This is a genomic window from Micromonospora desertarenae (assembly GCF_056150265.1).
In genome coordinates, this window is sequence record NZ_JAXCFQ010000004.1 from 520,011 (window position 1) to 542,682 (window position 22,672).

General features: G+C 74.4%; 23 protein-coding genes and 1 pseudogene. 12 read left to right on the plus strand and 12 right to left on the minus strand.

Annotated elements, in window-relative coordinates:
* Positions 1-60 precede the first annotated feature (60 nt).
* The gene (locus SM577_RS11250; RefSeq protein WP_302918420.1) at positions 61-705 is read left to right on the plus strand and encodes an FMN-dependent NADH-azoreductase; all 645 of its coding nucleotides are present in this window, start codon (positions 61-63) and stop codon (positions 703-705) included.
* Between the two features lie 80 nt (positions 706-785).
* Here the strand turns inward: SM577_RS11250 and SM577_RS11255 are convergent, their stop codons facing one another.
* The 3 genes from SM577_RS11255 to SM577_RS11265 all read right to left on the minus strand — a co-directional run bounded on the left by SM577_RS11255 (position 786) and on the right by SM577_RS11265 (position 5,380).
* Entirely contained in the window at positions 786-1,820 is a 1,035-nt protein-coding gene (locus SM577_RS11255) for a 2-oxoacid:ferredoxin oxidoreductase subunit beta (protein WP_302918419.1), read from the minus strand.
* Positions 1,813-3,660 (minus strand): 2-oxoacid:acceptor oxidoreductase subunit alpha, encoded by a 1,848-nt coding sequence (locus SM577_RS11260; protein ID WP_302918418.1) that lies wholly within the window; start codon positions 3,658-3,660, stop codon positions 1,813-1,815. The genes SM577_RS11255 and SM577_RS11260 overlap by 8 nt, the downstream gene beginning before the upstream one ends.
* 316 nt (positions 3,661-3,976) lie before the next feature.
* The gene (locus SM577_RS11265; RefSeq protein ID WP_474586842.1) at positions 3,977-5,380 is read right to left on the minus strand and encodes a hypothetical protein; all 1,404 of its coding nucleotides are present in this window, start codon (positions 5,378-5,380) and stop codon (positions 3,977-3,979) included.
* Between the two features lie 129 nt (positions 5,381-5,509).
* On the opposite strand from SM577_RS11265, the gene ndhC reads away from it, so the two are divergent.
* Positions 5,510-5,884, plus strand: a complete 375-nt coding sequence (gene ndhC / locus SM577_RS11270) for an NADH-quinone oxidoreductase subunit A (protein WP_302918416.1) — start codon at positions 5,510-5,512, stop codon at positions 5,882-5,884.
* A gap of 15 nt (positions 5,885-5,899) precedes the next feature.
* Here ndhC and folP read toward each other — a convergent pair whose 3' ends face one another.
* Positions 5,900-6,769, minus strand: a complete 870-nt coding sequence (gene folP / locus SM577_RS11275; RefSeq protein ID WP_474582646.1) for a dihydropteroate synthase — start codon at positions 6,767-6,769, stop codon at positions 5,900-5,902.
* Between the two features lie 256 nt (positions 6,770-7,025).
* On the opposite strand from folP, the pseudogene SM577_RS11280 reads away from it, so the two are divergent.
* Together SM577_RS11280 and SM577_RS11285 are read left to right on the plus strand one after the other, a co-directional pair.
* Positions 7,026-7,389: pseudogene (locus SM577_RS11280) on the plus strand (DivIVA domain-containing protein); the annotation flags it as partial.
* A gap of 412 nt (positions 7,390-7,801) precedes the next feature.
* A complete protein-coding gene (locus tag SM577_RS11285) occupies positions 7,802-8,299 on the plus strand; it encodes an SRPBCC family protein (RefSeq protein ID WP_302918413.1) in 498 nt (165 codons plus the stop codon).
* 6 nt (positions 8,300-8,305) lie between these two features.
* Here SM577_RS11285 and SM577_RS11290 read toward each other — a convergent pair whose 3' ends face one another.
* Positions 8,306-9,199, minus strand: coding sequence for a sterol desaturase family protein (locus SM577_RS11290; RefSeq protein ID WP_474586843.1), 894 nt, complete (start codon positions 9,197-9,199; stop codon positions 8,306-8,308).
* A 148-nt stretch (positions 9,200-9,347) separates the two neighbouring features.
* On the opposite strand from SM577_RS11290, the gene SM577_RS11295 reads away from it, so the two are divergent.
* Positions 9,348-9,938, plus strand: coding sequence for a DNA-3-methyladenine glycosylase I (locus SM577_RS11295; protein ID WP_474586844.1), 591 nt, complete (start codon positions 9,348-9,350; stop codon positions 9,936-9,938).
* A 4-nt stretch (positions 9,939-9,942) separates the two neighbouring features.
* Complete coding sequence (locus tag SM577_RS11300) at positions 9,943-10,566, plus strand: hypothetical protein (protein WP_474586845.1); 624 nt, start codon at positions 9,943-9,945, stop codon at positions 10,564-10,566.
* 15 nt (positions 10,567-10,581) lie between these two features.
* Here the strand turns inward: SM577_RS11300 and SM577_RS11305 are convergent, their stop codons facing one another.
* Complete coding sequence (locus SM577_RS11305; protein WP_302918409.1) at positions 10,582-11,373, minus strand: enoyl-CoA hydratase/isomerase family protein; 792 nt, start codon at positions 11,371-11,373, stop codon at positions 10,582-10,584.
* Between the two features lie 4 nt (positions 11,374-11,377).
* A complete protein-coding gene (locus SM577_RS11310; RefSeq protein WP_088997232.1) occupies positions 11,378-12,196 on the minus strand; it encodes a PaaX family transcriptional regulator in 819 nt (272 codons plus the stop codon).
* A gap of 190 nt (positions 12,197-12,386) precedes the next feature.
* Here SM577_RS11310 and SM577_RS11315 point away from each other — a divergent pair, with 190 nt between their 5' ends.
* Complete coding sequence (locus tag SM577_RS11315) at positions 12,387-12,554, plus strand: DUF3117 domain-containing protein (protein ID WP_007455245.1); 168 nt, start codon at positions 12,387-12,389, stop codon at positions 12,552-12,554.
* Positions 12,555-12,702: 148 nt separating this feature from the next.
* Positions 12,703-14,178 (plus strand): leucyl aminopeptidase family protein, encoded by a 1,476-nt coding sequence (locus SM577_RS11320; RefSeq protein WP_474582644.1) that lies wholly within the window; start codon positions 12,703-12,705, stop codon positions 14,176-14,178.
* Between the two features lie 45 nt (positions 14,179-14,223).
* Here the strand turns inward: SM577_RS11320 and SM577_RS11325 are convergent, their stop codons facing one another.
* Positions 14,224-14,796 carry an O-methyltransferase gene (locus tag SM577_RS11325; protein WP_088997234.1) on the minus strand — a complete coding sequence of 191 codons (573 nt, stop codon included), beginning with the start codon at positions 14,794-14,796 and terminating at the stop codon, positions 14,224-14,226.
* 313 nt (positions 14,797-15,109) lie between these two features.
* Here SM577_RS11325 and SM577_RS11330 point away from each other — a divergent pair, with 313 nt between their 5' ends.
* Together SM577_RS11330 and SM577_RS11335 are read left to right on the plus strand one after the other, a co-directional pair.
* On the plus strand, positions 15,110-16,420 hold the full coding sequence (locus tag SM577_RS11330; RefSeq protein WP_302918407.1) for a S1C family serine protease: 1,311 nt from the start codon (positions 15,110-15,112) through the stop codon (positions 16,418-16,420).
* A 74-nt stretch (positions 16,421-16,494) separates the two neighbouring features.
* Positions 16,495-16,917 carry a twin-arginine translocase TatA/TatE family subunit gene (locus SM577_RS11335; protein ID WP_302918406.1) on the plus strand — a complete coding sequence of 141 codons (423 nt, stop codon included), beginning with the start codon at positions 16,495-16,497 and terminating at the stop codon, positions 16,915-16,917.
* 227 nt (positions 16,918-17,144) lie between these two features.
* On the opposite strand, the gene SM577_RS11340 is transcribed toward SM577_RS11335, so the two are convergent.
* The 3 genes from SM577_RS11340 to SM577_RS11350 form a co-directional block, all read right to left on the minus strand.
* Positions 17,145-18,293: an Mrp/NBP35 family ATP-binding protein gene (locus SM577_RS11340; RefSeq protein ID WP_474586846.1), complete on the minus strand. Its 1,149-nt coding sequence runs from the start codon at positions 18,291-18,293 to the stop codon at positions 17,145-17,147.
* A gap of 195 nt (positions 18,294-18,488) precedes the next feature.
* Positions 18,489-19,103 carry a DUF1003 domain-containing protein gene (locus SM577_RS11345; RefSeq protein WP_302918404.1) on the minus strand — a complete coding sequence of 205 codons (615 nt, stop codon included), beginning with the start codon at positions 19,101-19,103 and terminating at the stop codon, positions 18,489-18,491.
* On the minus strand, positions 19,096-20,382 hold the full coding sequence (locus SM577_RS11350) for a magnesium transporter MgtE N-terminal domain-containing protein (protein WP_302918403.1): 1,287 nt from the start codon (positions 20,380-20,382) through the stop codon (positions 19,096-19,098). The genes SM577_RS11345 and SM577_RS11350 overlap by 8 nt, the downstream gene beginning before the upstream one ends.
* Before the next feature lie 33 nt (positions 20,383-20,415).
* Between SM577_RS11350 and SM577_RS11355 the strand changes: the two genes are divergently transcribed.
* Positions 20,416-21,285, plus strand: coding sequence for a PhzF family phenazine biosynthesis protein (locus SM577_RS11355; protein ID WP_302918402.1), 870 nt, complete (start codon positions 20,416-20,418; stop codon positions 21,283-21,285).
* 32 nt (positions 21,286-21,317) lie between these two features.
* Positions 21,318-21,830 (plus strand): hypothetical protein, encoded by a 513-nt coding sequence (locus tag SM577_RS11360; protein WP_302918401.1) that lies wholly within the window; start codon positions 21,318-21,320, stop codon positions 21,828-21,830.
* 111 nt (positions 21,831-21,941) lie between these two features.
* Here SM577_RS11360 and SM577_RS11365 read toward each other — a convergent pair whose 3' ends face one another.
* The gene (locus tag SM577_RS11365; protein ID WP_302918400.1) at positions 21,942-22,637 is read right to left on the minus strand and encodes an HAD family hydrolase; all 696 of its coding nucleotides are present in this window, start codon (positions 22,635-22,637) and stop codon (positions 21,942-21,944) included.
* Positions 22,638-22,672: the final 35 nt, after the last annotated feature.

Genomic DNA, 22,672 nt, shown 5'->3' on the forward strand with positions numbered 1-22,672 from the left:
GAACATCGGCCTGCTATAAATGGTTGGCGCTACACAAACCATCTGTGAAGGGTTAGCCAAATGCCACACCTGTTGCACATCGACTCGAGCATCCGGGGCGAGCAGTCGGTCAGCCGCCGGCTCACCGCCCGGGCGGCCGCGGCCTGGCGGGCCGCCCACCCGGACGGCACGGTGACCTACCGGGACCTGGGTCGGCAGCCGCTGCCGCACCTGGACGAGGCCGGCGGGCTGGCCCGGCTGGTGCCGGTCGACCAGCACACCGCGGAGCAGCGCGCATCCTGGGAGCTGACCGAGCGGCTGGTGGACGAGGTGAAGCGGGCCGACACCGTCCTGCTCGGGCTCCCGCTCTACAACTACGGCGCCCCGAGCAGCGTGAAGACCTGGGTCGACCACCTCATCGCGCCGGGCATCGCGTACGACCCGGCGACCGGCGCCGGACTGCTGGGCGACCGGGAGTTCATCGTGCTGGCCAGCCGGGGTGGCGGCTACGGCACGGGTACCCCGCGGGAGGGCTGGGACCACGCCGAGCCCTGGCTGCCCCACGGCCTGTCGCAGACCGGGATGCAACCGCGCTTCATCACCGCCGAGCTGACCCTCGCCCCGGTGGTCCCGGCCATGGCCGAGCTGATCTCGCTGCACGAGGAGAGCCTGGCGGCGGCCGAGCGCGCCATCGACGAGCTCTGGGTGCCGGCCTCGGTCGGCTGACGTGCCCGTCCGGACAACGGAAAGGGTGGGCGTCCCCGCGCGGGGACGCCCACCCTTTGCCGTGGAGACTCAGCGGCGGATCAGAGGATCGTCCAGGTGTCGCCGCTGTTGAGCAGGCCGGCGAGCTGCTGTTCCGGGGTGTCGGTGACCTTCGCCCGGGCGGTGGCGAGCTGCTCCTGCACCACGCTGTCGTAGGAGGGCCGCTGGACCGAGCGGAACACGCCGATCGGGGTGTTGCGCAGGTCGAGGCCGGGCAACCGGGACAGCGCGAACGCGTACGCCGGGTCGGTGACCGTGGCGTCGTGCACGACGATCTCGTCGGGGCTGGTGGCCGCCGTCTCCCGTACCTCCAGGCCGAACCCGCCCGGCGGGTGGACGACGCAGAACTGGCCGTCGCGGCCGAAGGTGATCGGCTGCCCGTGCTCCAGGCGGATCAGGTAGTCGTCCCGGGTGGCCGGTTCCTTGAGCTGGTCGAAGGCGCCGTCGTTGAAGATGTTGCAGTTCTGGTAGATCTCCACGAACGCCGAGCCCTGGTGCTCCGCCGCCGCCCGCAGCACGGACTGCAGGTGCTTGCGGTCGGAGTCGATGGTGCGGCCGACGAAGGTCGCCTCGGCGCCGAGCGCCAGGGAGATCGGGTTGAACGGCGCGTCCGCCGACCCGACCGGCGTCGACTTGGTGATCTTGCCGACCTCGGAGGTCGGGGAGTACTGCCCCTTGGTGAGGCCGTAGATCCGGTTGTTGAACAGCAGGATCTTCAGGTTGACGTTGCGGCGCAGCGCGTGGATGAGATGGTTGCCGCCGATGGAGAGGGCGTCGCCGTCGCCGGTGACGACCCAGACGGACAGGTCCGGCCGGGTGGCGGACAGGCCGGTGGCGATCGCCGGGGCGCGGCCGTGGATGGAGTGCATCCCGTAGGTGTTCATGTAGTACGGGAAGCGGGACGAGCAGCCGATGCCGGAGACGAAGACGATCCGCTCGCGCGGGATGTTCAGCTCGGGCATGAACTGCTGCACGGCGGCGAGGATGGCGTAGTCACCGCAGCCGGGGCACCAGCGCACCTCCTGGTCGGACTTGAAGTCCTTGGCGGTGAGCTTCAGCGCGACGGGCTCAGACATTCTTCAGGACCTCTTCCAGCATCGTCTCCAGCTCCGCGGCGGTGAACGGCAGGCCGCGGACCTGGTTGTAGCCGATCGCGTCGACCAGGTACTTCGCCCGGATCACGTGCGCCAGCTGGCCGAGGTTCATCTCGGGGATGACCACCCGGTCGTAGGAGCGCAGCACCTCACCGAGGTTGGCCGGCATGGGCGCCAGGTGCCGCAGGTGCGCCTGCGCGACCGGCAGCCCGCGCTGGCGCAGGGCGCGGCAGGCCGCGCCGATCGGCCCGTACGTCGAACCCCAGCCGAGCACCAGGACGCGGGCGTCGCCGTCCGGGTCCTCGACCTCGACGTCGGGGACCGGGATCGTCTCGATCCGGGCGGCGCGGGTGCGGACCATGAAGTCGTGGTTGGCCGGGTCGTAGGAGATGTCACCGGTCTTGTCGGCCTTCTCCAGCCCGCCGATCCGGTGCTCCAGGCCCGGGGTGCCGGGGATGGCCCACGGCCGCGCCAGGGTCTGCGGGTCCCGCAGGTACGGCAGGAAGGTGGTGCCGTCCTCGCCGTTGGGCGTGGTGGCGAACTCCACCCGCAGGTCGGGCAGGGACTCCACGTCGGGCAGCAGCCACGGCTCGGAGCCGTTGGCCACGTAGTTGTCCGACAGCAGGATCACCGGCGTGCGGTAGGTGAGCGCGATCCGGGCCGCCTCCAGGGCGGCGTAGAAGCAGTCGGACGGCGACTTCGGGGCGATCACCGCGACCGGCGCCTCGCCGTGCCGCCCGTAGAGGGCCATGTTGAGGTCGGCCTGCTCGGTCTTGGTCGGCATGCCGGTCGACGGCCCGGCGCGCTGCACGTCCACGATGACCAGCGGCAGCTCCAGCGCCACCGCCAGGGAGATCGTCTCGCTCTTCAGCGCCACGCCGGGGCCGGAGGTGGTGGTCACGCCCAGCGAGCCGCCGTAGGAGGCGCCCAGCGCCGCGCCGACCGCCGCGATCTCGTCCTCGGCCTGCATGGTGAGCACGCCGAACTTCTTGTGCTTGCTCAGCTCGTGCAGGATGTCCGAGGCCGGCGTGATCGGGTAGGCGCCCAGGAAGACCGGCAGCCCGGAGCGGACGCCCGCGGCCACCAGGCCGAGCGACAGGGCCGCGTTGCCGGTGATGTTGCGGTACGTGCCGGGCTGCATCTTCGCCGGCTTGACCTCGTAGCGGACCGCGAAGTCCTCGGTCGTCTCACCGAAGTTCCAGCCGGCCCGGAAGGCGGCGACGTTCGCGGCCACCAGCTCCGGCCGGGCCGCGAACTTGCGCTCCAGGAACCGCAGCGTCGACTCGTACGGCCGGGAGTACATCCAGGAGAGCAGGCCGAGTGCGAACATGTTCTTGGCCCGCTCGGCGTCCTTCTTGGACACCGCCTGGTCGGCCAGCGCACCGATGGTCATCGACGTCAGCGCCACCGGGTGCACCACGTAGCCGGCCAGCGAGTCGTCGTCCAGCGGGTTCACCTGGTAGCCGACCTTGGCCAGGTTGCGCTTGGTGAACTCGTCGGTGTTGACGATGATGTCCGCGCCGCGGGGCAGGTCGGCCAAATTGGCCTTCAGCGCCGCCGGGTTCATCGCCACCAGCACGTTCGGCGCGTCACCGGGCGTGAGGATGTCGTAGTCGGCGAAGTGCACCTGGAAGCTGGACACCCCGGGCAGGGTCCCGGCAGGGGCCCGGATCTCCGCCGGGAAGTTCGGCAGGGTGGAGATGTCGTTGCCGAGCTGCGCCGTCTCCGAGGTGAACCGGTCGCCGGTCAGCTGCATGCCGTCGCCCGAGTCGCCGGCGAACCGGATCACCACCCGGTCCAGCTGACGGATCTGCTTCGTCACGCCTGCACCTCGCTTCGCTCAGCGCGGTCGCGCGGGCGGCTGAAACTGATGGTGACCTCGCCTTGCCCGGCCACGTGACCTCCTTGACGCACCGCCGCACCGGCCGTCCGTGACTGGTCCGGCCCGCTGTCGTTCCTCATCTGAGAGCCTACGTCGGATCGACCGACCAACCTCCCGGGAGGTCCGCCGACTGGGACCGGAAATGGTCGCTGTTTGTCCGGCAATACGGCATTTTGCCCTGCCCGCCGTAATTCAGATCACCGCTGGCGGCCGGCCCCGCCGCCGTCGCCCGGTCCTGGCGGGTCGGCCGGGCGGGTCACTCCGGGGTAGCGGGCGTCGCCGCCGGCTCGGCCACCGGCGTCGTCATCCGGCGGCGCAGCGAGACGGTGGCCAGGGTCAGGGCGAGCACCACCAGCAGCGCGGAGACGGCGATCAACAGGATCGCGGTGCGCTGCACCGAACTCAACCCGGCGCTCGCGCGGTCGAGCACCGGTGCGGTGGCGGCCACCACCCCCTGCGACCCGGTCGGCCCGGGTGCCGCGGCGACCTGTGTGGTCAGGGCGGCCGCGGCGGTGATCCGGAAGCTCATCTGCACCTGCCGGGTCCCGCCCTGGCGCGGGTCCAGGTGCCCGACCACCGCGCCGGAGAGCGGGGCGGCGCGCTGCGCCTCCGGCGTCGCGACCACCGGCAGGCGCAGCTCGGCGCTCCGCCCGGCCGGCACGGTGCCGACCTCGCACCGGGTCCGGCCGGCCGCCGCCGCGCATCCCGCCGGGGGCGTCGGCACGCTCACCCCGTCCGGCAGGACCACCTCGATCCGGCCGCTGGCGTCCACCCGGCCGGTGTTGCCCAGCCGGACCGCGAGTTCAGCGGCCCCGCCGCTGATGTCGAAGGCGACCTCGTCGGCCTGCAACGTGATGCCGGGCACCGGCGGGCCGGGCGGGAAGAGCACCGCGAAGCCCTCGTTGTCGGTGACCGGGCCGGCGGTGCCGGGCGCGGTCGCGGTGACCCGGACCGAGCCGCTCAGCGGCATGTTCCGCCAGGCGGTGCCGCTGACGCGGACCTTCAGCCGGGTGCTGAACCGCGCGCCCGGCGCGGTGGTCCACTCGCCACACCGGTGCTCGCCGCCCCCGGTCGCGACGCAGCCCGCGGTGCCCGCGTCGGACAGTCCGGCGGGCAGGGTGTAGCCGAGTCGGATCCGGGCCCGCGCCGTGCCGGTGTTGGTGATGCTGACCCGGAGCGTGGCCACCGTGCTGGCGGCGTTCCAGTACCGGCCGGAGAGCTGGATGTCGCCGGTGCTGACCCGGACGCCGAGCGGGCTGCCCGGCGGGGTGCCCGGCCCGGGCGCGGACGGCCGGACCGGCGGCGGCACCGGCACGGGCGTGGCGGGCCCGGCGGTGGCCGGCGGCCCGGTGGTCGGAGCGCCGGTGTCGGTGGCGGTGGGCTCGGGATCGGCGGTGGGCGTCGCCGGCGGGGTGGTCTCCGGGCTGGTCGGCGGCGCGGTCGTCGGCACGGGGTCGGTCGGGTCCGCGGTCGGCGTCTGGTCGTCCGGCTCGTCGGCGGGCGCGGTGCCGGGCGCGGTCACCAGGGCGGCCGGCGCGGCGGCGGTCGCCCAGCCGGGCAGCACGGTGAGCGCCAGCCCGAGCGCGAGCGGAACCGCCAGCAGCGGCACGAGGCGCCGGCTGCGCGCCCGCCGGGCGGGCCATACGTCTGCGCGGGCCATCTGTCCTCCGGTGACCAGGGTTGGAGCTTAATATTCGTGACATTTGCCCCAGAGCACTAGTCCCAGCGGAAAACAAATTCGTAACGTGTCCGGAACGGTCGGCCGGCGTCGGGCGGTAGGCTGCCGGGCGTGACCTACCTGGGCTCGTACGCGACGCTCGGGCTGCTGCTGCTCGCCAGCGTCCTCTTCTTTGTCATGGCGTTCTCGGCCAACCGGGTGTTACGTCCTGCCCGTCCGGCTGATCCGCCCGGGAAGCGGGCCACCTACGAGTGCGGCCTCGATCCGGTCGGTGCCGACTGGGCGCAGATGCAGATCCGGTACTACGTGTACGCGTACCTGTACGTGCTGTTCGCGGTGGAGTCGGTCTTCCTCTTCCCCTGGGCGGTGGTCTTCGACCGGCCGGGGTTCGGGATGGTCACCGTGGTGGAGATGGCGATCTTCGTGGCGGTGCTGGCGCTCGGCATCCTCTACGCCTGGCGCCGGAACATCCTGCGCTGGACCTGACCCGGGCGGCGGGGATCAGGCCAGGCCGCGGCGGGTCGCCGCGGGCGGCCGGTCGCCCCGGATCGAGGCGACCATGTCGAGCACCCGGCGGGTCTGGCGCACCTGGTGGGCCCGGAACACCCGGGCGCCCAGCCAGGCGGAGACGGCGGTCGCCGCCAGCGTGCCCTCCAGCCGCTCGGGCACCGGCAGGTCCAGCGTCTCGCCGACGAAGTCCTTGTTCGACAGGGCGACCAGCAACGGCCAGCCGGTGCGGGTGAGCTCGTCCAGCCGGCGGGTGATCTCCAGCGAGTGGCGGGTGTTCTTGCCGAAGTCGTGCGCCGGGTCGATCAGGATGCCGTCCCGGCGTACGCCGAGCGCGACCGCCCGGTCGGCGAGCCCGGTCACCGTGGCGAGCACGTCGGCCACCACGTCGTCGAAGGCCGCGCGGTGCGGCCGGGTCCGCGGCGCCAGCCCGCCGGCGTGCGAGCAGACCAGTCCGGCGCCGGTGTCGGCCGCCACCTGGGCCAGCGCCGGGTCGGCGCCGGACCAGGTGTCGTTGAGCAGGTCGGCCCCGGCGGCCACCGCCTCCACCGCCACCTCGGCCCGCCAGGTGTCGATCGAGATGACCACCTCCGGGAAGGCGGCCCGGACCGCGGCGATGGTGTCCACCGTCCGGCGGATCTCCTCGGTCACGTCGACCTCGGCGCCCGGGCCGGCCTTGACCCCGCCGATGTCGATGATCTCGGCGCCCTCCTCGACCGCCCGCTCCACCGCCCGCAGCGCGCTGTCGGCGGCGAAGGTCGCGCCCCGGTCGAAGAATGAGTCCGGGGTGCGGTTGACGATCGCCATCACCACCAGCTCACCGGCGTCGAACGTCCGCGCACCGAGCCGAAGCGCTCCGGCCATGCCGCCTCCCGAGTTCCGCGCCGCCGACCGCCCGTCGCCGGCCGATCCCGACGCTATCCGGTCACCGGCCGGCACCTCCGCCCACCCGGGACGGACGGTGCCCCGGGTGGGCGGTTCGTGGGCCCTCCACGTTCGCCCTGCTCGACGTCGGTGGTGTCGCTCGACCGGTGCCGGCCGACCCGCCGGAACCGGTGGATCCGACGGCGGGGTGGGTGGTGGGGTCGCTCCGGCCCGTTCGACATGCCACGATCTGTGCATGGGTCAGGTTCTGCTCCTGCTGGTCGTGGCGCTGACCGTCGCGGCGGTGGTGTTCGGGGTGACGGTGCTGGTCAGCGGCCGGGATCCCGGCCTGGTGCCGGTCGAGCCGGACGGCCGGGCGGTACCCCTGCCGGGCGCCCGACCACTGCGCGAGTCGGACGTCGGCGAGGTCCGGTTCGACACCGCCCTGCGCGGCTACCGGATGGCCCAGGTCGACCAGGCGATGCGGCGGGCGGCGTACGACATCGGCTACAAGTCCGAGCTGATCGGGGTGCTGGAGGCGGAGGTCACCGCGCTGCGCGAGGGGCGGATCGCGGACGCCGACGCCCTGCGCCGGGCCCGCGAGCAGGCCGCCGGCAGCGCCGGTCAGCCCGAGCCCGCTCCGGCGGCCGGCGCCACCGAGCCCACCGGGTCCGACGGGCCCGCCGTCTCCGAGCCCGTCGTGTTCGCCGAGCCGGCGGCGACCGGGCGGGACGCCTTCGCCCGGTCCACGACCGACGCCTTCGCCCGGCCGGCGTCGGCCACCGAGCCGGCCGGGAACACGACCGCCCGGCCCGTGACCGAATCGGATTTCGCCCGGCCCGCGCCGGCCAGCGAGCCGGCCGGGACCGTCACCGCAGCGGGTCCGTCGGCCACCGGCACGCCGGCTGCCGAGGCCGCGCCGCCGAGCGAGAACGGGGCCGGAGGGGTCCACCAGCCACCGGCCGACACCGAGGACGCGCCGGGCGAGCCGGAGGACGGCCGGCACGGGCCGGTGGCCCGGTCGGAGCCGGTGTGAGCGGAGCCGACGGAGCGGACGACCTGCGCGAGGCGGCCTCTCCGGGCGCCGGCGAGGTGACCGCCACGGTGATCGTCAACGCGCCGGCCGGCCGGGTCTTCGCGGCACTGACCGCGTGGGAGCGGCAGTCCGAGTGGATCCCGTTCACCCGGGTGCGGGTGATCGAGGGCGACGGCGGCGAGGGCAGCCTGGTCGAGGCGGTCACCGCGGTCGGCCCCGCCCTGGTCCGGGACGAGATGCGGGTGGTCCAGGTGGACCCGCCGTACGAGGTGCGGGTGGTGCACTGCGGGCGGCTGCTGCGCGGCCCCGGCGTACTGCGCTGCACCCAGTTGGAGCGGGACCGCACCCAGGTGGTCTGGCACGAGTGGTTCCACCTGCCGGGCGGCACCGCCGGCCGGGTGGCCTGGCCGGTGCTCTGGCCCGGTTCGAAGTTCGGCCTCACCCAGGCGCTGAAGAAGTTCGCCCGGCTGGTCGAGCAGGGCCGCCTGCCCTGACCCCGCTCAGCGGGTGGTGACCGGGGCGGGCGGCGCCGGGGCGGCCGGCGGCGCGGCCGGCGCGGGCGCGGCGGCGGGCTGCCAACCGGGTGAGCGGAACAGCACCCCCGCCCGGTGCCGCCAGCCCACCGCGGTCCGCAGGTCCCGGGCGATCGAGACGTACTCGTGGAAGGCCACCCGGAGCGGGTTGTAGGTCTCGATGTTCTTGGTCAGCCCGTAGACGCAGCGTTCCCGCTCGGGCGCGAAGGTGCCGAACAGCCGGTCCCAGACGATCAGGATGCCGCCGAAGTTGCGGTCCAGGTAGCCGCCCTGCGAGGCGTGGTGCACCCGGTGGTGCGACGGGGTGTTGAACACCGCCTCGTACCAGCGGGGGAGCTTGTCGATCCGCTCGGTGTGGATCCAGAACTGGTAGAGCAGGTTGACCGAGCCGGCGAACGCCACCACCGCCGGGTGCACCCCGAGCAGGATCATCGGGATGTAGAACACCCAGCCGGTCACGCTGGTCCACGGCTGGCGCAGCGCGGTGGAGAGGTTGAAGCGCTGGGACGAGTGGTGCACCACGTGGGTGGCCCAGAGGATCCGGATCACGTGGTGGCCCCGGTGCGACCAGTAGTAGCAGAAGTCCTGGGCGAGCACGATCAGCGGCCAGCTCCACCACACCTCGACGACCCGCAGCGGGGTGAGCGCGTAGAGCAGCGCGTACGCGGCGGCGATCGGGATCTTCCAGAGCAGGTCGGTGAAGACGCTGCCCAGCCCCATGGCCAGGCTGGTGGCGGTGTCGGCCGCCCCGTAGCCGACCTCGTCGTCGTCGCGGTGCAGCAGGTAGGAGACCCGTTCCAGCACGACGAGCAGCAGGAAGGCCGGGATCGACCAGGCGATGATGTCGGGGAAATCCTTCACGGTGCCGCCTCCCGCTCTCGGTGCCGCCGGTGCGCCGGCGCCGGCCGGGTGTGACGAGGCACACCTACCGACTGGTAACCAGCACCATAGGCAGCCGCCCCGGCCGGAGGCAATGGGTGTGTCGGGGGATTGGCCTACCGTTTACGCCGTGAGTGACCTGGTGATCGGCGCCGACGGGCTGCCGCGCTGCGCCTGGGGGGCGAGCACCCCCGACTACGCCGTCTACCACGACACCGAGTGGGGCCGGCCGCTGCACGGCGACGACGCGCTCTACGAGCGGATGACGTTGGAGGCGTTCCAGTCCGGCCTGTCCTGGCTGACCATCCTGCGCAAGCGGCCCAACTTCCGGCTGGCCTTCGACGACTTCCACCTCCCCACGGTGGCCGGCTACGGCGAGGCCGAGGTGAACCGGCTGCTCGCCGATGCCGGCATCGTGCGCAATCGGGCCAAGATCGAGGCGGCGATCGCCAACGCGCGGGCCGCCCTCGACCTGCCCGAGGGGCTGTCCAAGCTGCTCTGGTCGTACGCGCCGCCGCCCCGGGCCAGCCGGCCCACGTCGTTCGCCCAGGTGCCGGCGCTGACCGCGGAGTCCACCGCGATGGCCAAGGCGCTCAAGAAGCGCGGCTTCCGGTTCGTCGGCCCGACCACCGCCTACGCGCTGATGCAGGCCACCGGGATGGTCGACGACCACCTGGCGGGCTGCCACGTCGTGGCGCCCGGACCGGGCGTGATGGGATGAGGGCATGACGACCGACACCGCGTACCGGGTGAACGGGGTGGGCCGGGCCGACGGCACGGGCGTCTGGGCGGTGCTGCTGCCGGCCGGGCGCTACGACGCCGAGCGGCTCGTCCACCACGACACGCTGGAGCTGACCGGCCTCGACGGCACCGCCCGCCCCCACCCCGGCGACCAGGTGGCGGTGCTGGCCGACGAGCCGCCGCGGCTGGTGGCGCTGGGCCGGGTCGTCGCGCCCACCGCCGAGGCGCCCGAGGACCCGGACGATCCGCAGTCCGAGCGGGGCCCGGCCGAGCTGGTGGTGGCGTACACCCGGCGGGCCTTCGACGAGCCGGTGCCGGCCGACGCGCTCACCCTCGACCGGCCGGTGAGCCCGCTGGACCCGGCGGTCTTCCGGCGGCTGGTCGACCGGCTCGGCCCGCCGAAGGAACGGCGCTCCTGGTTGGTCAGCCTCGACCTGCCGATCGAGGCCGAGTCGCCGGCCGAGGCGGTCCGGCTGTTCTGGGCGTACGTGCAGGAGCTGGGCCCGCGCGAGCTGCCGGCCTTCGTCTCGCCGTCCGGCGACGAACTGGCGATGCAGGCGTTCGTGCTCGGCGAGGAGGCCAACCAGGATCCGGAGGAGGACGACTGACCCGCCCGGGCCGGGTCAGTGGCCCTCGAACGTCGGCTTCTGCTTGTTGACGAAGGCGAACGTGGCGGCCCGGTGGTCGTCGGTGGCCCCGCAGATCGACTGGGCCTGCGCCTCGGCGGCCAGCGCGTCGGCGAGGGTGCCCGCGTCGGCGATGGAGAGCTGCCGCTTGATCGCCCCGTACGCCACGGTCGGGCCGGCGGCGAGCCGGGCGGCCAGCTCCTGCGCGGTCGGCAGCACCTGCTCGTCGTCCTCGACCATCCGGTTGAGCAGCCCGAGCCGGCAGGCCTCCTCGGCGCGGACCGGCTCGGCCAGCATCAGCAGCTCCACCGCCTTGGCGTGGCCGACCAGCCGGGGCAGCGTCCAGGACGCGCCGGTGTCGGCGGCGAGCCCCACCCGGGCGAAGGCCATCAGGAAGCTGGTCGACGGCCCGCCGATCCGCAGGTCGGCCAGGAAGGCGAGCGAGGCGCCCGCCCCGGCGGCCATCCCGCGCACCGCGGCGACCACCGGCTTCGGCAGGTTGGCCAGCCGGGCGGCGATCGGGTTGTAGTGCGCCCGGACGGTGTCCAGCGGCTTGCCCTCGCCGGACTCCAGGGTCTGGACGTGCTCGCGCAGGTCCTGGCCGGCGCTGAACGAGCCGCCCGCGCCGGCCAGCACCACCGCCCGGCAGGACCGGTCGGTCTCCAGCTCGGCCAGGGTGTCCCGGAGCGCCTCCTTGAGCGCCACGTCCAGCGCGTTCATCGCGGACGGGCGGTTCAGGGTCAGGGTCACGACGGCGTCGGTGCGGTCGACCAGCAGCGGCTCGGTCACGTCTCTAACGACCCTTCTGTCGGACGATGCGGTTGCCGGCGTCGAGGCACTGCTCGACGTACCGGTCGGCGGCCGGCCGGAGCCGGGCGGCGTGCCGGTCGAAGAAGCTGGCCGCGGCGGTGCCGGGCCAGCGTTCGGGCAGCAGCGCCGGCGGCAGCTGCGGGTCCCGGAACAGAAAGGTACGCCACGCGTGCACCAGCCGGAACCGGGCGGCGTACGCCTCCTCGTCGCCGCTGCGCACGGTCACGCCGGCCAGCAGCGGGCGCTGCTCGGCGACGAACTGCTCGTAGGCCCGGCCGATCTCGGCGAGGTCCCAGGCCCGGCGGACCACGCCCATCGCGCCCGGGGTGCCCGAGGCGTGCGCGGCGGTGAACCGCTCGAACCGGACGCCGGCCTCGGCGAGCAGCAGGTCGACGTCCTCGGCCGGGCGGGTGGCCACCCAGGTCTGCTCGTCGAGCGTGCCGTAGCCGAGGAAGCGCAGGTTGGCGGCGAGCCGCTGGCGTTCCCGGCGGCCGGCGGGCGCCTCCAGCACGAGCAGGTCGAACCGGCCGTCCCAGCTGACCCGGCCGGTGCGGTAGATCCGGGCCGCCGCCTCGTCGAGCCGGCGGGCGGCTTTCGGTGTGATCGAATATCCCGGCCCGGAGGTGAGCCGGCACGGGTCGAGCCACCCCTGACGCACCATCCGGGACACCGCCGTCCGTACGGCGGGCGGGGCGATCCCGAGCGGCGCCAGCAGCTTGACCAGGGCGGCGACCGGCGCACGGCCACCCCGTGGCCGGAGGTGGTCGCCGTACAGGTCGAAGAGTGCCGACCGTGCCTGCATGACCGCACATTGTGACAGGCCTTCTCAAGATAAGCTAGATGCTGTTACATCAATGCTGCTTCGGTTTGGGTCCGGCGGTGTTCATCAGGGAAAATCGTCAGTCGACACCCCCGCGTAGGTTGCGGGTGGTCGTGACGAAGTGGCTGTGGGGCAACCCACCGACCCTGGTGTAGGTCTGAGGGGAGACAACATGGCGGCGATGAAGCCGCGGACGGGCGACGGTCCGCTGGAAGTCACCAAGGAGGGCCGGGGCATCGTCATGCGGGTCCCGCTGGAGGGCGGTGGCCGGCTCGTCGTCGAGATGACTCCCGACGAGGCCAACGCGCTCGGTGACGCGCTGAAGGCGGCCGCCGGCTGAGCGAGGAGCGGTTCGGGTGGCGTCCGCCGCCCGGACGGTTCGTCGTACCCTGAGCCACCGGCCCTGCCGGTGGCTCAGGGCTTCACCGGCGCGGAGCGCCGTGGGTCATCCCCGCTCCGCGATCCCTTTCCTGGAGGTACGGTCCCGCGTGCTCGCCATCCGTCTGGTCGTCGAGCCTGACCGGCTCGACACCCTCGTCCTGACCCTTCGTCCGGCTGGGGAGGGGACGGGCGGCGACGCTCCGGCCGTGCCCGCGCCGACCGCGACGGCGCTGCCCGACGGCGTCGTCGAGGAGGCCAGCGCGCTGGCCCCGGCCGCCCGGCTCACCGGCCGGGCCGGTGAACTCCACCCCCGGTACCGCCCGGGGCGGACCCCCGCCCTGCTGGTCCTGCTCGGCACCGGGGACGGCGACGAGGCGAGCTGGCGGCGCGCCGGCGCCGCGCTGGTCCGCGCCGTCGCCGATGAGACGCACGTCACGATCGCGCTGCCGGCCGACGTGTCTCCGGCCGCCGTCCGGGGGCTCGCCGAAGGGCTGCTGCTGGCGTCGTACCGGTTCCGGCTGACCGACGCCGGCGACCGGCCCGCGCTCGCCGGGGTCGACCTGCTGGTGGCCGACCCGGAGCCCCACCGGGCCGCGGTCGAGGCGGCCCAAACCACCGCCGGGCTGACCCGGTGGGCCCGCGACCTGACCAACACCCCGTCCTCGGTGAAGAACCCGCAGTGGTTCGCCGAGCAGGTGGCCGCCCGCGCCGCCGAGGTGCCGGACCTGCACCTGCGGGTCCGCGAGCCGGCCGAGCTGGCCGCCGAGGGCTTCGGCGGCATCCTCGCCGTGGGCGGCGGCTCGGCGCACGGCCCGTGCCTGGTCGAGCTGGACTGGCGGCCGGCCGACGCCCGCACCCACGTGGTGCTGGTCGGCAAGGGCATCACCTTCGACACCGGTGGCATCTCGATCAAGCCGGTGCCGGCGATGAAGCTGATGCGCAAGGACATGGCCGGGGCGGCCGCGGTGGTGGCCGCCACCGTCGGCGCCGCGGCGCAGCGGCTGCCGGTACGGGTCACCGCGCTCGCCCCGCTGGCCGAGAACATGGTCAGCGGCTCGGCGTTCCGCCCGGGTGACATCGTCCGCCACTACGGCGGGACCACCAGCGAGACCACCAACTCCGACGCCGAGGGCCGGCTGGTGCTCGCCGACGCGCTCGCCTACGCCGTCCAGGAGCTGCGGCCGGACCTGCTGGTCGACCTGGCCACGCTGACCGGCGCCAACGCGGTGGCGCTGGGCAAGCGCACCGGCGCGCTCTACAGCGAGAACGACGAGCTGGCCGCCGCCGTACTGGCCGCGGTGGCCGAGGCCGGGGAGGCGGCCTGGCGGATGCCGCTGCCCACCGACTACGTCGAGTACCTGGGCAGCGAGCTGGCCGACCTGTACAGCGCCCCGACCCAGGGCGCCGGCTCGGTGGTGGCCGCGCTCTACCTGCGCGAGTTCACCGGCGACCTGCGCGACCGCTGGCTGCACGTGGACATGTCCGCGCCGTCCTGGGCGGACGCCGACGACGCGGAGCTGACCAGGGGCGCGACCGGCTGGGGCGTCCGCTCGCTGCTGCGCTGGCTGGCCACGCTCGGCTGACCGGCGGACGGCGCCCGCGTGCGGCGGACCGGGGTGCCTGCCCGGTCAGCACTTCACGGCGGCGAGCAGCCCGTGCCCGAGCGGCAGCAGCGCCGGGATCCAGTGCTCCGACTCCCGGATCGCCTTGATCGTCTCGCGGATGGTCACCGTCTCCACGTCGCGGGCGGCCGGGTCGCCGATCCGGCCGCCGGCCAGCGTGCCGTTGAGCGCGAGCACCCCGCCCGGGCGCAGCAGCCGCAGCGCGGCGTCCACGCAGGCGGCGAAGCCGGTCGACTCGGCGTCGACGAAGACCAGGTCGTACGCGCCGTCGGCGAGCCGGGGCAGCACGTCCAGCGCCCGACCGGTGATGATCCGGGTCCGGCCCGCCGGGAAGCCCGCCTCGGTGAAGATCCGCCGGGCGATCCGCTGGTGCTCCACCTCGACGTCGATGGTGGTGAGGACGCCGTCGGCGCGCATGCCGCGCAGCAGCCACACCCCGCTGACCCCGGTGCCGGTGCCGATCTCCACCACGGCCCGGGCGTTGCCGGCGGCGGCGAGCAGCCGCAGCGCGGCGCCCGCGCCGGGGGTCACCGCGTCGAGACCGACCTCGCGGGCGAGGCTGCGGGCGGTGCGCAGCACGAGATCCTCGGCGGCGTACGACTCGGCGAACTGCAGAGCCTGGGTCGTCGAACTGCCGGAACCGGCGACCGTGGCGATGGGACACCTCCGGGCGGCGCGAATGGTGCGAGGGGCGGGTTGGCACTGTGAGCCTAGAGGCGAGCCCCGACCCACGCAGCCGCGCGTCCCGCCGCGGACGATCACGGGTGGCAACCGCTGACTCCACCCGGGGCATCCGTGCAATCCTGGAGACGGTATCCCGCCGGTCGCGACCGGGCCGACCTGTCGCCGGGTCGTCGCGGGCGGGATCCGGGGACGGACTGGGAGGACCGACGTGACCGACGGCTGGGACTGGCGCCAGCCCGGTGGGAGCCCGACGCCGGCGGGACCGCCGGCGCCGGCGTACCCGCCGCCTGCGCCGACGGCACCGCACGGCACCGGCACCACCTCGCCCTGGTGGTCCGACGCGCTCGCCGACCCGTGGCGCGACCCGGCCGCCCCGGCCGCGGTGGTGCTCCCGGCCGCGCCCGGCCCCGGCACCGAGCCGGAACCGGTCACCGACCCGGACGCCCCGGGCCGCCCGTCGCTGCGCCAACTGCTGCTCATCCCGCTGATCACCGCGCTGCTCGCGGGCGGCCTCGGCGGCGCGCTCGGCTACGCCTTCGCGGTTCGCGGCGGCGCCGCCGGGGGTACCGTGCTCGGCGCCGACCCGCAGGCGCCCGGGCTGGCCCAGCGCAAGCCGGAGTCGCTGGCCGGCGTCGCCGAACGGGTGCTGCCCAGCGTGGTGACCGTGCGGGTGAGCGGCGTCGGCGGCACGAGCGAGGGCTCCGGCTTCATCGCCAGCGCGGACGGCCACGTGATCACCAACGACCACGTGGTCGCGGGCGGCACCGGCAAGGCTTCGGTGATCTTCAACGACGGCACCTCGGCCGCGGCCACCCTGGTCGGGCAGGACCCGGAGTCCGACATCGCGGTGATCAAGGTGGCCCGCACCGGGCTGCGGCCGGTGGAGTTCGGCGACTCCGACGCGCTCGCGGTGGGCGACCCGGTGCTGGCCATCGGCTCGCCGCTCTCGCTGGCCAACACGGTCACCGCGGGCATCGTCAGCGCGCTCGACCGGACCATGCAGGCGGGGGAGCCGGGCGGCCCGGTGCGCTACTACGCGGCCATCCAGACCGACGCCGCGGTCAACCACGGCAACTCGGGCGGGCCACTGGTGGACGGCGCCGGCCGGGTGATCGGGGTGAACTCGACGATCAAGTCGCTGGTCGCCGACGGGCAGGAGGCGGGCAACATCGGCCTCGCCTTCGCCATCCCGATCAACCAGGCCAAGCGGATCACGCAGGACATCATCGGCACCGGCAAGGCCCGGCGTACCGTGATCGGCGCCCAGGTCGGCGGCCCCGGCGCGGCCAGCGGCAGCGGTGTCCGGCTGGTGACGGTGGAGCCGTCCGGGCCGGCGGCCGACGCCGGCCTCAAGGCCGGCGACGTGATCCTGAAGCTGAACGGGCGGCCGATGACCGAACCGACCGATCTGATCGCCCTGGTCCGCAAGTTCGCCCCGGGCTCGGTGGTGACCGTGGAGTACCGCCGCGGCTCGGACCGGCTGAACGCGTCGGTGACGCTCGCCGCAGACGCGAAGTAGCGGGCGGTCACCCCCTCCCGGTCCGGGGTCCGACGTGCGTAGTCTTGGCGCTGACGCCGAGAGGGGGGCCCGCAGTGCTCGACAACCTGAACATGTGGGAGATCGGTGGGCTGCTGCTCCTGGCGCTGCTGATCTTCGGCGACCGGCTGCCCGCGGTGATCAACGACGGCCTGCGGATGGTGCGCAACCTGCGCAACATGGCCCGCAACGCCACCAGCGACCTGAGCAAGGAGCTGGGCACCGACATCCAGCTGGAGGACCTGCACCCCAAGGCGTTCATCCGCAAGCACCTGCTCAGCGAGGAGGACGAGCAGGCGATCCGGAAGCCGCTGCAGGGCGTCTACGACAACCTGCGGGCGGACGTCACCGGCGTGCACAACGAGCTGAAGGACGTCGCCAACGCCGCCGACCTCCGGTCGAGCGGCAGCCGGCCGGCCACCGCCACCGGCGGCGCCCCGGCACCCGCGCCGCGGGTCAGCTACGACGACGCCACCTGAGCCCGGGCGACCCGCGCAGCGCCGTCCGCACCGTGCGTGCCGAGGCCACCCCGGCCGGTCGTCTGGGCGGCGGGGCGGCCGGGGTGGCGGGGCACCGAGGGCCGCGCGCGGTGTCTGGCAACGGGGCGTCCGGGTGGGGCGGCCTCAGGGCCGCCCGGTGGCAGGACGGGCGGGGCGGCGCGGCGGTCGGGACGCGGCAGAACCGCGCGCGCCCGGAGCCGGGCGGGTCAGCGGCCGGCGGGCTTGAGGCCCAGCGGCTTGCCGAGCAGCGACTCGCGGCGGACGGCGAGCCGGTCGGCCACCTGGCCGAGCGCCACCGCGGCCGGCGACTCCGGCTCGGCCAGCACGATCGGGTTGCCCTCGTCGCCGGCCTCGCGGACCCGGGTGTCCAGCGGGATCTGGCCGAGCAGGGGCACCTGGGCGCCGATCGTCTTCGTCAGCGACTCGGCGACCGTCGCGCCGCCGCCCGCGCCGAAGACCTCCATCCGGGACCCGTCCGGCAGCTCCAGCCAGGACATGTTCTCGATGACGCCGACCACCCGCTGGTGGGTCTGCAGGGCGATCGCGCCGGCCCGCTCGGCCACCTCGGCGGCCGCCGCCTGCGGCGTGGTGACCACCAGGATCTCGGAGTTGGGCAGCAGCTGGGCCAGCGAGATGGCCACGTCGCCGGTGCCCGGGGGCAGGTCGAGCAGGAGCACGTCCAGGTCGCCCCAGTAGACGTCGGCGAGGAACTGCTGCAACGCCCGGTGCAGCATCGGGCCGCGCCACACCACGGCGGCGTTGCCGGCGGTGAACATGCCGATCGAGATGACCTTCACGCCGTGCGCCTGCGGCGGCATGATCATGTCTTCGACCCGGGTGGGCCGGCCGTCGGCGCCGAGCATCCGGGGCACCGAGTGGCCGTAGATGTCCGCGTCGACCACGCCGACGGAGAGCCCGCGGGCGGCCAGCGCCGCGGCCAGGTTGACAGTCACGCTGGACTTGCCGACGCCGCCCTTGCCGCTGGCGACCGCGTACACCCGGGTGCGGGAGCCGGGCTGGGCGAACGGGATGACCGGCTCCTCGGTGGCGCCTCCGCCGCGCAGCTTCGCCTGGAGCTGCTGGCGCTGCTCCGGGCTCATCACGCCGAAGTCGATCTCGACACCGGTCACCCCGGGCACCGCGCCGACGGCAGCGGTGATGTCCGCGCGCAGCTTGTCCCGCAGCGGGCAGCCGGCGACGGTGAGCAGCAGCTCGACCCGCACCACACCGTCGTCGCCGACAGCGGCGGAGCGGACCATGCCGAGCTCGGTGATCGGCCGGCGGATCTCCGGGTCGTTGACGGTGGCCAGCGCGGCCTGGATCGCGTCGGAGACGGTGCTGACGGGTGCTGACATGCCCGCAATGCTACGTCGAGGGCCGTCCCGCACCGCCGCCAGCGGGGGTCGGTGTGAGCGAATCGATGACGCCCGGGCGGGGCCGCCGGGGTCTGGACGCGTACCGCACGAAGTGGGACGATCGAGGCGAACGCCGCTCGCCTGGCCCCTTGAGGCGCGCGGCGTTCTGACGCGCCGGGCAGGGTGCCGCCGCGCTCAGCCCCCACCCTCCGGCCGGCCGTCCCGGGCCCAGTCGCCGTCCAGCTCGTCGCGGGGCTCCTCCAGGGCGTCGCCGGCGCCGGCCGCCCGCTGCGCGGCCCGCTCCTGCTGGCGGCGCTCCAGCCGCTGCCGGCGCTGCCCCGCCTCGTCCAGCTCCTCGGCCAGCCGGGCCAGCTCCGAGCGGAGGAAGTCCCGGGTGGCCACCTCACCCATCGCGATCCGCAGCGCGGCGATCTCCCGGGCCAGGTACTCGGTGTCGGCCTTCTGCATGGTGGCCCGGCGCCGGTCCTCCTCCAGCGCCAACCGGTCCCGGTCCGCCTGCCGGTTCTGGGCCAGCAGGATCAGCGGCGCCGCGTAGCTGGCCTGCAACGACAGCATCAGGGTGAGGAACGTGAAGGTGTACGGGTCGAAGCGCAGGTGCGCCGGGGCCAGCGTGTTCCAGCCGAACCACAGCAGGATCACCACCGTCATGTAGACGATGAAGTTCGCCGTGCCCATACCCCGGGCGATCCCCTCCGACCACCGGCCGAAGGCCTCCGGGTCGAACCGGGGCAGCTTCAGGCTCCGGGGCTCGCGCGGCTGGTCCAGCCGCTCCGCCCGTCGCTCAACCATCCGCGCCGTCCAGCACCGCGTCCGAGTTGGTCGGGCCGGTCATGGCGTCCCGGTCGCGCCAGTCCCGGGGCAGCGAGTGGTCCAGCACGTCGTCGACGGTGACCGCGCCGACCAGCCGGTTGTTCCGGTCGATCACCGGCATGGCGACCAGGTCGTAGGTGGCCATCCGGCGGGTGATCTCCGGCAGCGGGGTGGTCGGCCGCAGCGGGTCGATGTCGTTGACCACCACCCCGCCGAGCATGTCGGCCGGCGGTTCCCGGAGCAACCGCTGGAAGTGCACCATGCCGAGGTAGCGGCCGGTCGGCGTGGTCATCGGCGCGCGGGTCACGAACACCTGCGCGGCGACCGCCGGGGAGAGCTGCGGTTCGCGGATCCGGGCCAGCGCCTCCGCCACTGTCGCGTCCGGCGGCAGGATCACCGGCTCCGAGGTCATCACACTGCCCGCCGTGCCGGGGGTGTACTTCAGCAGCTGGCGGACCGGGTCGGCCTCGTCCGGCTGCATCAGGTCGAGCAGCACGTCCTGCTCCGGCGGGGTCAGCTCGCTGAGCAGGTCGGCGGCGTCGTCCGGGTCCATCTCCTCCAGCACGTCGGCGGCCCGTTCCCGGTCCAGCGCGGCCAGGATCTCCACCTGGTCGTGCTCGGGCAGCTCGCTGAGCACGTCGGCGAGCCGCTCGTCGTCCAGGGCGGCGGCCACCTCGTTGCGCCGCGCGTCGGGCAGGTCCTGCAGGGCGTTGGCCAGGTCGGCGGGGCGCATGTCCTCCAGCACCGACAGCAGGTTGGCGGTGCCCCGGGTGTCGGCGATGCCGCTCAACCCGCGGACCCGTTCCCACTCGACCTGCTGCAGGTGGCCGCGGCGGCCCAGCCGGCCGGTCTGCTCGCGGACCGCCACCCGGGTCAGCGACCACTCGCCGCCGCGGCTGCACTCCATCGCCACGTCGACCACCGCACCGGGCTGACCGCCCGGGTCGATCTGCACCCGCCGGTCCAGCAGTTCCTGGAGCACCAGCAGCTCGTTGGGGCGCTTCTCGAAGCGGCGCAGGTTCAGCGTGCCGGTGCCGAGCACCACCGCGTCCGCGTCGATCGACGTGATCCGGTTGATGGAGAGGAAGATCCGCCGGCGCATCGGCATCTCGGCGACCAGGCCCACCACCTCCGGCGGGCGCTGGGTGGGCCGCAACCGGGCCACCGCGTCGCGGACCCGGCCCACCTGGTCGCCGTTGGGGTCGAAGACGGCGACGCCGGCGAGGCGGGCGATGTAGACCCGGGTCGGCGTGCTCACGGGCACCAGCCTAAGCGCCTAGTGTTTATCAACATGTCGACCTTGGCCTACGAGATCGTGGACGTCTTCACCGACCGTCCCTTCGCCGGCAACCCGCTGGCCGTGGTGTTCGGCGCCGAAGGGCTGGCCACCGAACAGATGCAGGCGCTCGCGCTGGAGTTCAACCTGTCCGAGACGGTGTTCGTGCTCCCGCCCACCCAGGTCGGCGCGACCTACCGGGCGCGGATCTTCACCCCGGCGGAGGAACTGCCGTTCGCCGGGCACCCGAGCGTCGGCGCGGCGGTGACGGCCAGCCGCCGGGGCATGTTCGGTGTGGGGCAGGTCACCCAGGAGTGCGGCGCCGGCGTGCTGCCGATCGAGGTGACCGCGACCGGGGCCACGCTCACCGGCGGCACCCCCACCCTCGGCCCCGAGCTGGACCCGGAGCCGCTGCTGGAGATGGCCGGCCTGAACGCGGACGACCACGTCGGCCCGGCGCCCCGGGTGGCCGGCTGCGGCCTGGAGTTCCCCTACCTGCCGGTGCGACCGGACGCGGTGGCCCGCGCGCGGGTGAACGCGGCGGCGGCACAGCGGTACGGCGTGGAGCACGTCAGCGTCTTCTCCTGGGACGCCGACGCGCAAACCGCGCACGCCCGGGTCTTCGTTCCGGGGCTCGGCGTGCCGGAGGACCCGGCCACCGGGTCGGCCGCGCTCGGGCTCGGGGTCTGGCTGGTCGCCAGCGGCCTGCTGCCCGGCGACGGCCGCTCGTCGTACGACGTGGTGCAGGGGGTCGAGATCAAGCGGCCGTCCGCGCTGGCCTGCACGGTGACGGCCGCCGGCGGCGCGGCGGTCGGCGCCACCGTCTCGGGTCAGGTGATGCCGGTGGCCCGGGGCGAGATCATGGTGCCGCCGTTCGTCGGCTGACGCCGACGGCCCGGTTACGGGAGGATGCCGGAGTGAGCGACGAGCCCGAGCGCAGCAGCACGCCCCTGGTCGACGAGGCGATGAAGAAGGCCGCGGTGGCGTGGGTCGCCGTGCCCGGTGGCCCAGCGCTGGCGCTCTGGTGCGTGACACTGGAGGGCGCGCTCTTCGTGGTGACCGGGCCGGGCGAGCAGTCCGCGCCCGGGCTGGCCGAGGCGACCGAGGCGCGGGTGACGCTGCGCGGCGACCACGGCGGCCGGATCGTCACCTGGCCGGCGCGGGTGGAACGGGTGGCGCCGGGCAGCGAGACCTGGGAGACCGCCGCCCCGCTGGTCGCCGGCAAACGGCTGAACGGCCGGGGCAGCGCCGCCGACCAGGTCGCCCGCTGGGCCGCCGAGGGCTGCGCGCTGGTCCGCCTGGTCCCGGCCGGGGAGCCGGTCGCCGGGGCCGGGCTGCCCGACGGGTCGCTGGCCGAGGAGCCCCGGCCGGCGACGGTGGTCCGGGCCACCCGCAAGCCGTTCCGGCTGCACCGGGTCCGCCGCCGCTGACCGCACCCCACGCCGACGACGCGACGAACCGGACCCGGCCCGACGCTCCGACGAACGGGCCCAGCCGGACCGCCCGGCCCGGCGGTCCGACCCGGCCGACCGCCGGCGCGGTCACGCCGGCACCGCCGCCGGGTCGACCAGGTCGAGCACCTCGCTCAGCGAGCGCAGCACCGGCCCGTCCCAGGTGTCGGCGTTGAACACCAGGTGCCCGGCCAGATCCGGGGCGGCCAGCCGCACCGCCGTCATGCCGGCCCGTTCCGCCCCGGTCAGCTCCTGGCTGTCGCCGTCGCCGACGTAGAGGCAGTCCGCCGGGGTCAGCCCGAGCCGGTGGCACGCCGCCAGATAGAGCGCCGGGTCCGGCTTGCAGCGGCCGACCTGCACCGAGAAGACCCGCACGTCGAGCAGCGGGGCGATCGCCAGTTGCGGCAGGAACGCCGGCAGTTCGTGGGTGCAGTCGCTGATCAGGCCGGTGCGCAGTCCCCGCTCGCGCAGCGCGGCGAGCACCGCCGCGGCGTCGTCGCGCAGCCGGGTGTCCGCGCGTACCGCCCGGTGCCGGGAGGCCACCGCGGCCCGCACCGCACCGTCCGACGGGTGTACGCCGGCCTGCTCGCAGACCCAGCGCAGGGTGGCCTCGGCGCTGCCGAACCGCCCGCTGGCCCGCTGGTAGAAGCTGCGGTCCAGCACCTCGACCAGCGTGTCGGCCGGGCAGCCGAGCAGCTCGGCGGTGCACCGGTGGGCCGCGCCGCGCTGCACCGAGCGGGTGAGCGTGCCGAAGAAGTCGAAGAGCACCGCCTGGTACGTGGGCATGGGGGAACGCCTCCGGGCGGTCGAGGGGGTCGCCG